Genomic DNA, 7,745 nt, shown 5'->3' on the forward strand with positions numbered 1-7,745 from the left:
TAATTATCGTAACTATTCAGCCACTGATTAACACGGATTAGCACGGATAAATAGCAGATAGCAGAGGACAGAAGGTAGGGGCAACCCCCTGTGGTTGCCCAACACAGGAAGGACAGGCACAGGGGCCTGTTCCTACAATGGACACCTTGCGGACACGAATCACGGACACGGTTTACGGATTTAATGGTGCATATATTAAAAATCAGTGTTTCATCCGTGTAAATCTGTGGCTGTATAGTTACGTTAATTTAAAAAGGGGGTATGTTTTCATGATGAAGTATAAGACTTATGTGGCCGAGACATTGCCTCAGGCCATACTGAAGATGACCCTTGATCTGGGCAAGGACGCTATTATGATTAATCACCGAAATACCAGGCAGGGGGGGGTTTTAGGTCTCTTTTCAAAACCCATGGTTGAGGTAACGGCGGCTTTGCCGACGGCCCGTTCAAGTCCGGGCGTCAAGCCGTCAAGCTTGGCGACCAATCGTTCCAGGCCGGGAATAAACCATTCTTCCGAAGAACAGGCTGTCCCCCTTCCACCTACCTCATTGAGCGCCGTGGATGAGAAGCCGCCTTTGACTAAGGTTTATTCTCCGCCTAAATCTGTCATCAAACCCGTTGATGAAAGAGTTGAGTTTAATCTTATCCATCAAGAGATGCGAGAGCTTAAAAGCAAGATTGACCTGTTGGTGAGTAGTCAGCGGCCAGGTAACGGCCATAATTTTTATCCGGGTCGAAGTGAGGAGTTTTATCGCTGTATGATTGGAAATGGGATGGAGAGCGAGCTTTCTGAGAGGCTAATTAAAGACCTTATTTCTGATAACCCCTCTTTGAACCTGGAAGATAGGGAGGAGCTCCGGAAAGGATTGGCGGCCCGTTTAGAGAGGCTGATCGAGATAGACGCTGATTCCTGGGAAGTAGAAGAGGGGACGCCCAAGACTTTGGTTCTGGTTGGGCCGACCGGCGTAGGTAAAACAACGACGGTGGCTAAATTGGCGGCTGATTTTGCCTTCCATAAACAGCTCAAGGTAGCCTTGATTACTATTGATACCTATCGAATAGCCGCCGTGGAACAACTTAAGGCCTTTGCTGAGATACTTGGAGTTCCCTTGAAAGTAGTCTTTACCCAAAATGAGTTTAGTGAGGCTATTGAGAGCTTTTCTGACTGCGATCTGGTCCTCATTGATACAGCCGGCCGGAGCCAGCGAAATACTATTCAGATGACTGAGCTTAAAAACTTTATTACCGCGGCCGGCCACAAGTTGGAGACCTATTTGCTCCTTTCTGCTACCACCAAATATAAGGATCTCCTGAATATTATTGATAATTTCCAGAAGGTCTCTTTTGACCGGATTATCTTTACTAAATTGGATGAAACCGTCACTTTTGGTTCTATGATCAGTTTGTTGGCCGAGGTGAAAAAACCTTTGAGTTATGTAACTACAGGTCAAAATGTTCCGGAAGATATCGAGGTGGCCGATGCGGCCAAATTGGCTAATATGGTCTTGCAATAATAGGCCACAAAGCCACCAAGATTAATTCACCGATTATACAGATTTTCAGGCCTTGTTCATTGTTTGGGCCACTCACGGATTAATCGCGAATCGCGAATCGCGAATCTATTTTTTAATCCGCAATTCGCAATCCGCAATTCGCGATTCGCCATTCGAGATTCGCGATTCGCCATTCGAGATTAGCGATTCGACAAATGGCCGAAAGGATGAACATCGGCGAAAGGAGCAAAATATGGCTGATCAGGCAGAGGGATTAAGAGAATTAGTCAGGGAGAAAAACGATGGTAAGAATGGCCATAGTGGGGGTAATAAGATAAATCCTTCCAGTCGGATAATAACCGTGACCTCCGGTAAGGGAGGTGTAGGCAAGACCAACCTGGCCGCTAATTTAGCCATTGCCTTTACCCAGGCCGGAAGACAGACCCTGATCATGGATGCTGATTTAGGCCTGGCCAATGTGAACGTGGTGCTTGGCCTTATCCCACCCCCCCGGTATAATTTATCCCATGTAGTGGAAGGGAAAAAAAAGATTGAAGAAATCATTGCTGATGGCCCTGGTGGGATTAGACTTATTGCTGGCGCCACCGGTGTAACTGAGGTGGCTAATCTTTCCCAGGAGGAACGAGAGGGATTTATCTCGGCGCTTAGTAGTCTGAGTGATTCTACTGATTGCATTATCTTTGATACGGGAGCGGGTCTTTCCCCTAATGTCTTGAGTTTTGTCCTGGCGGCCGATGATGTCCTGCTGGTGACAACCCCGGAGCCGACGGCTATTGCTGATGCCTACGGGATGATTAAGGCTGTCTGCCGCCACAACATAGAGGCCAATATAAAATTGGTGGTTAACAGGGTTAGTTCGGTGATGGAGGGAAAGAGGGTGGCTGATAGGGTGGTCAACATTGCCGGACAATTTCTTAATATTCGGGTGGAGGTCTTAGGATATATCTTGGAGGACCAGTTAGTCATAAAGGCTGTTCGTCAACAGAAACCTTTTTTCCTGGCTTATCCCAGGTCTAAGGCGACTTATGGTATATCTCATATAATGGCTAAACTGATTCAAACTCCTGAACCGTCTAATGGCAATGGCTTACAGGGTTTCTTTAAGCGTTTATTGGGAAGCTGAACCGAAATCTTTTAGTTGACTCCTGTCAAAAAAAATGTTATAGTTTAATAGAAGCTGTTTTAAGATGGAGGGGGATAATGCCGATTTAGGAAGTGAACAGACGGTGGTTAAGTGGGGGAGTTTGTATCTGGGCGTTTTTGCTGCTTTTTTAAATGGATTTATTACGGCGGTCAAATTTTGGGGAGCGATTATCTCAATTCACCTGGCCTATATTATTTGCGCCCGAGTAGTAGTAACCTTTATTATCTTTTATCTTTTAGGCCGAATAATAGGCTGGGTGGTAGGAAGGTATGTGCCTCTGATGGTAGAGGTCTTTACCGGCGAGGAAGAAGAAATAGTAGAGGAGGCTACGGTAGGAGGTAGTGATAAATAATTAATATTTAATAATTAATGAGCAGCCAAGGAGGGATGGTGTATGGAGGAGGATAGAGAAGTCCAAATAAAGGAGGAAATGAGGCAAGCTATATCCGGTTTGGTAGAAGCAGCGGGGTGCAGCCGGAGGGAGGCCAGGCTCGTCCTGCAGGCGACGGGAGGTGATTTAGAGAGAGCCAAAGGATTGGTGGCTTTCCTGAATAATAAGTCTATCTGGATTATCAAGGCTAAATTCAAAGGAGATTACGTTCAGTACTTTGGACTTTTCAGTCTAATATTAAATACGGCTAACCGAGTAGTGTATGATATGAAAGTGGTTGTCTCCAAAAACAGCCGTCTATTTTTATATGATGTTAATATCACCTGGGATTTGTTTGAAAAGGTTGTTCACCGGGTTAGCTTAAATAGAAAGGATTTCATTCCCAAGGTGACTCAGGAGCTTTTTAATAGGTTGAAGGATGGATTTAGACCCCAGGTAGGTTACCTGTGGGATATATTAAAGGAAGGATCTCCAGGAAAGCTTAAAGATAGATTAGGGGAAGAGATATGGGGAAGTATGGGAGACCTTGGATGTGAACTCAGGTTCTCGATTGATCAGATATCCTCCTTTGATCTTGATTGGGCTCAATCAGTAGAAGAGCTTCCTGGTCAAGGACAAGCAAACTCTGCCTTAGATAAGGTTTTATCACCAATTAAACTAAAGATAGCTTTGATCTTGGCGGTGGAGGGAGGAATTCCTCTATCCACCTTGAGAGAGAATCAGCCCCTTCTGGTAAGGGTTATTGATAATAGTGAGTTAGGTATCTACCTGGCTCAACTTATGGGGGCGAGGAAAGGTGAACACCTTATTACGGTGGTAACGGCAGTGGAAGATTTGCAGCCGGTTAAAGAGGGGATGATCAGGGTAAGGACGAAATTTGGGGAGAAGGTCGTGGGGGAGGCGGTAGTAGCTAATAATGTGAGGGTAAAACTGGCCCCTCAGAGGTTTATCCCCACCGGGAGAGTGGACGCAAGATTAAAAGAAAAAGCCAAGAAAGGCTTTCCCTATCTTTTAGTGACGGCTATTATTGTGATTATTTGGATTATCCTTTCGGTTATATTTTGAGAGGTAACCGTTCATCACATGATGCTGGATGCTCGATGCTGGATGCTCGATGCTCGATGCTGGTAAAGGATCCAGTATCCAGGATCGAGCATCGAGGATCGAAAGAGACTCTACCCATAAATACTAACGTGACAAGGCAGTAGGTAGTAGCTACTGTCTACTGATAAGTGAGGGCGAGATTTTTGTTTAAAGAACGAGAAGATGAACTCTGGAGTGATTATAAACGGACAAATGATCCCAAGATCAGGGAAGAGCTGATAATCAATTATGCTTCTATGGTCAAATATATTGCCGGTCGGATAGCGGTGAGCACCCCGCCTACGGTTGAATTTGACGACCTGGTTTCTTATGGTATCCTGGGATTAATTGATGCCATTGAAAAGTTTGATCCGGATCACGGAAGCAAATTTAAGACTTACGCTAGTTCTCGTATTAAGGGGGCTATTCTTGATCAACTGAGGCTTTTAGATTGGGTCCCCCGAACAGTGCGGGCAAAAGGGCGACAGTTGGAGGGTGTTTATGCGGCTTTAGAGTATAAGTTTGGCCGGTCGGCTACTGATGAGGAAGTGGCTGAGGCTATGGGGGTAAGTGTTGAGGAACTTTCCCAGCTTATCTTAGATGTAAGCGGGACTTCTATGATTTCCCTTGATGATGTCTGGCATCTGGGAGACGATGATGATGAGGTGGCCATAGTAGATACTATTGAAACCTCGTCCAGCCAGGCCCCAGAGGCAATAGTGGAAAGAGAGGACATAAAGCGTCTCCTGGTGGAAGCCATTAACCGCTTGCCGCAAAGAGAGAGAGAGGTGGTGGCCCTTTATTACTATGAAGAGTTAACCTTAAAAGAGATCGGCGAGGTGCTGGGGGTAACTGAGTCAAGGGTCTCTCAAATGCACACGAAGGCTATCCTCAGGTTGAGAGGCTACTTGAGCCGGTTTCGGAAGGCGTTTAAGGAATAAGAAGGAGGGTAAGGTGGAGGATTTCGGCGGATACTTTAATATTGATCCTCAAAGAGAAGGCGTTTTTTTAAGTGTCTATCCTCCGATGGGAAAAGGTGAAGCGGTTGATCCGGATAATGTGATGATCCAGCTTGATCTGGCCGGGTTGACAGGGATAGATTTTGAGGCGGTTAAAAAAGCGGTAGCTGAAGCCGCCGGCCAACCGGTAAAGATAGGCGAAGGGGTTGAAAAGGAGGCCGCCAGAAGGGTAGGGAATTATGTAACGGTTGATATCTCAAAGGATGAGATGGCTGGTTTTATAACCATTAACCAGCCTAAGACCGGAAGACTCCCCAGGTTGGAGGTAGAAGAGATAAAAAACTTTCTCCTTCGTAACGGGATAGTTTATGGTATTGATGAAGGGGCGATAGTTAAGGCTTTATCGGAAGGGATAATCGGAAAACCTGTTAAGGTGGCCCAAGGGATTCCACCTGTTTCGGGCCAGGAGGGGGGCATTAACTTTAAATTTAAAAAGGATAAAACGGTGAGGGTGGCCCAGGCTGATGAAGGAGGGAAAGTTAACTATCGAGAATTAGGGTTGATTGAAAATGTAGCCCCGGGCCGGGTATTGGCGACCAGGATTCCAGCCACCAGGGGAATGCCGGGCAAGACCGTTAGAGGTAAGGAGACGCCGGCTAAAGATGGGAAGGAAATACCTCTCCCGGCTGGAAAAAATACCCGGCTAAGTGAAGATGGCTTGGAATTGAGGGCTAATGTAGCCGGAAATGCGGTCTGGACAGGAACGAACATCGCCGTGGAGACTACCTATGAAGTTAAAGGTGATGTGGACATGCATGTAGGAAACATTGATTTTGTAGGTGATGTGGCTGTATCCGGTTCTGTTCGAGAAGGATTTACGGTTAAGGCGGGAGGAAATATTGATGTGGGAGGAGTAGTGGAAAGGGCAACCCTTCACGCCGGGAAGGATATCCGCATTCAACGCGGTATCGTTGGTCAGGGGGAAGGAACTACTTATGCGGGGGGGAATATAACGGCTAAGTTTATCGAGGGAGGAGAGGTGGAAGCCGGGGGAGATGTGGTGATCAGTGAAGACATTATGCATAGTAAAATTGACGCCGGAGGGGCGGTTTTTTGTCTATCAGGGAGACGGGGGAGAATTATGGGCGGAAGGATTCGGGCAGCGGCTCAGGTGGTAGCCAAGTGCATTGGTTCTTGGGTAGAGGTGCCTACGGTGGTGGAATCCGGCATTGACCCCCGCTTAAGACAGGAATTGATTGATTTAGAAGAAAAGCTTGAGAAAGAAAGACACGAGTTTCATCAGCTTAAGTTGACCATTAAAACTATAAATGGGCAAAAAAAGGCCGGCAACCTTTCACTGGAGAAGGAAGAAATGCTTATTCAGTATCTTAAAACCCAAAACGAACTTATGGCCTCTCTGCGTAAGACGGCCACTAAAATATCGGCTTTAAAGGAAAAATTGGCTTCGTTAAAGGGAGGTAGGGTTTCAGTGGCCGAGATACTTTATCCGGGAGTTAAACTTCGGATAAAGAATATCCCCGCGGAAGTCACAAAGGAATATAGATATTGCACCATAGTAGAGCGTGAGGGTAAGATTTCTTTTAGGGTGTATGAGGAGATAAGTAAGAAAAAAAAGAAGCCGTAGGAGGTGAGGGGGATGCCCGTCCAGCCTATTGATTTACAGGTCAACATAGCTCAACAGACAGAGGTGGGTCGAGGACAACAGGCCGCTCAGGATCAAATTGGCACGGCTCAGTCTCATTTAGCTCACCGGGCAGAGGAGGAATCTCGTCTTCACGAGAGCCAGATTCAGGAAAATATGGAGGAGACAGGGGCCAAACTCAGCGTGGATGAAAGGCAGGGGCAAGGAGGAGGGGGAAGACGAAGACGTCCGAGACATCTGCGTGAAAAAGAGCTGGATCAAGAGAATAGGCGGGGAGTTGACCCATTTCGGGGGCATATTCTTGATGTAGTGAAGTAGTTCAGAAGACAGAAGACCGAAGAGAAAGAATCTGACTTCTGAAATGAAGCAAGCCAATGACCGTGGTGTATGCAGGCGTGATAATCTGTCTGACCTTTTCTTATTTGGCCTACCGGAGATCAAAAAATATCCCTCTTTCTTTTAAAGAAGAAGCCGGCCGGCTGATGGTCGAATTCAACCGGGTGGCTGAGGCTAATATCAAGGTTATGGAAGATAAAACCGTCGAGTTGAAGGAAGTAATTGATTTAGCTGATGATAGAATTCGTCGGCTGAATACCCTGGTGGCCAACCTGGGGGCCTTAAAAGAAGGGGAAAAAAGGGTGAAGAGAGGCGGCCGATATAACCGGGTATTCTCTCTAATAGATGCCGGTTGGCAGGTGGGGGATATTGCCAGAGAAGTGGAAATAAGCCAGGGGGAGATTCAATTGTTGATTGGATTGACTAGTAAAAAGGGTAACTGCTCAAAACTAAGTTAAGCAGTTAGTTGGGAGACAAAGCAAAATTCCCTCTCCCTTGATGGGAGAGGGATAGGGTGAGGGTGAAATCGGCGGGCAATATTATTACTCTTGCTAAAAACCTTATATTAAGAAATATAGATGGGGTATTAGCAACAATAAGAGAGGGTTGTTTATTTCACCCTCCCCTAACCCCTCCCATCAAGGGAGGGGAAGCT

At 46.3% G+C, this 7,745-nt stretch carries 9 protein-coding genes; all 9 read left to right on the forward strand.

All coding sequences use genetic code 11. From position 1 onward, the window contains the following. The first annotated feature begins 269 nt into the window (after nucleotides 1–269). The 9 genes from flhF to AB1797_04010 all read left to right on the forward strand — a co-directional run bounded on the left by flhF (nucleotide 270) and on the right by AB1797_04010 (nucleotide 7,548). Nucleotides 270–1,514: a flagellar biosynthesis protein FlhF gene (gene flhF, locus AB1797_03970; GenBank protein MEW5766769.1), complete on the forward strand. Its 1,245-nt coding sequence runs from the start codon at nucleotides 270–272 to the stop codon at nucleotides 1,512–1,514. Between the two features lie 232 nt (nucleotides 1,515–1,746). Then, complete coding sequence (locus AB1797_03975) at nucleotides 1,747–2,637, forward strand: MinD/ParA family protein (protein MEW5766770.1); 891 nt, start codon at nucleotides 1,747–1,749, stop codon at nucleotides 2,635–2,637. A gap of 64 nt (nucleotides 2,638–2,701) precedes the next feature. Next, nucleotides 2,702–3,010: a hypothetical protein gene (locus tag AB1797_03980; GenBank protein MEW5766771.1), complete on the forward strand. Its 309-nt coding sequence runs from the start codon at nucleotides 2,702–2,704 to the stop codon at nucleotides 3,008–3,010. 42 nt (nucleotides 3,011–3,052) lie between these two features. Next, nucleotides 3,053–4,114: a hypothetical protein gene (locus AB1797_03985; protein MEW5766772.1), complete on the forward strand. Its 1,062-nt coding sequence runs from the start codon at nucleotides 3,053–3,055 to the stop codon at nucleotides 4,112–4,114. Continuing rightward, nucleotides 4,111–4,257 (forward strand): hypothetical protein, encoded by a 147-nt coding sequence (locus tag AB1797_03990; protein ID MEW5766773.1) that lies wholly within the window; start codon nucleotides 4,111–4,113, stop codon nucleotides 4,255–4,257. Before AB1797_03985 ends, AB1797_03990 begins: the two co-directional genes overlap by 4 nt. 39 nt (nucleotides 4,258–4,296) lie before the next feature. Continuing rightward, nucleotides 4,297–5,073, forward strand: coding sequence for an RNA polymerase sigma factor WhiG (gene whiG, locus AB1797_03995; GenBank protein MEW5766774.1), 777 nt, complete (start codon nucleotides 4,297–4,299; stop codon nucleotides 5,071–5,073). 13 nt (nucleotides 5,074–5,086) lie between these two features. Beyond that, nucleotides 5,087–6,736 carry a FapA family protein gene (locus tag AB1797_04000; GenBank protein ID MEW5766775.1) on the forward strand — a complete coding sequence of 550 codons (1,650 nt, stop codon included), beginning with the start codon at nucleotides 5,087–5,089 and terminating at the stop codon, nucleotides 6,734–6,736. 12 nt (nucleotides 6,737–6,748) lie between these two features. Next, entirely contained in the window at nucleotides 6,749–7,072 is a 324-nt protein-coding gene (locus tag AB1797_04005; protein ID MEW5766776.1) for a hypothetical protein, read from the forward strand. A 56-nt stretch (nucleotides 7,073–7,128) separates the two neighbouring features. After that, entirely contained in the window at nucleotides 7,129–7,548 is a 420-nt protein-coding gene (locus AB1797_04010; protein ID MEW5766777.1) for a hypothetical protein, read from the forward strand. Nucleotides 7,549–7,745 lie beyond the last annotated feature (197 nt).

This window comes from bacterium (assembly GCA_040753085.1).
Lineage (GTDB): Bacteria > UBA9089 > JASEGY01 > JASEGY01 > JASEGY01 > JASEGY01.

Coding starts and splice junctions, on each gene's coding strand:
- flhF (MEW5766769.1), top strand. CDS start 270: ATGATGAAGTATAAGACTTATGTGGCCGAGACATTGCCTCAGGCCATA.
- AB1797_03975 (MEW5766770.1), top strand. CDS start 1,747: ATGGCTGATCAGGCAGAGGGATTAAGAGAATTAGTCAGGGAGAAAAAC.
- AB1797_03980 (MEW5766771.1), top strand. CDS start 2,702: ATGGAGGGGGATAATGCCGATTTAGGAAGTGAACAGACGGTGGTTAAG.
- AB1797_03985 (MEW5766772.1), top strand. CDS start 3,053: ATGGAGGAGGATAGAGAAGTCCAAATAAAGGAGGAAATGAGGCAAGCT.
- AB1797_04005 (MEW5766776.1), top strand. CDS start 6,749: ATGCCCGTCCAGCCTATTGATTTACAGGTCAACATAGCTCAACAGACA.
- AB1797_04010 (MEW5766777.1), top strand. CDS start 7,129: ATGACCGTGGTGTATGCAGGCGTGATAATCTGTCTGACCTTTTCTTAT.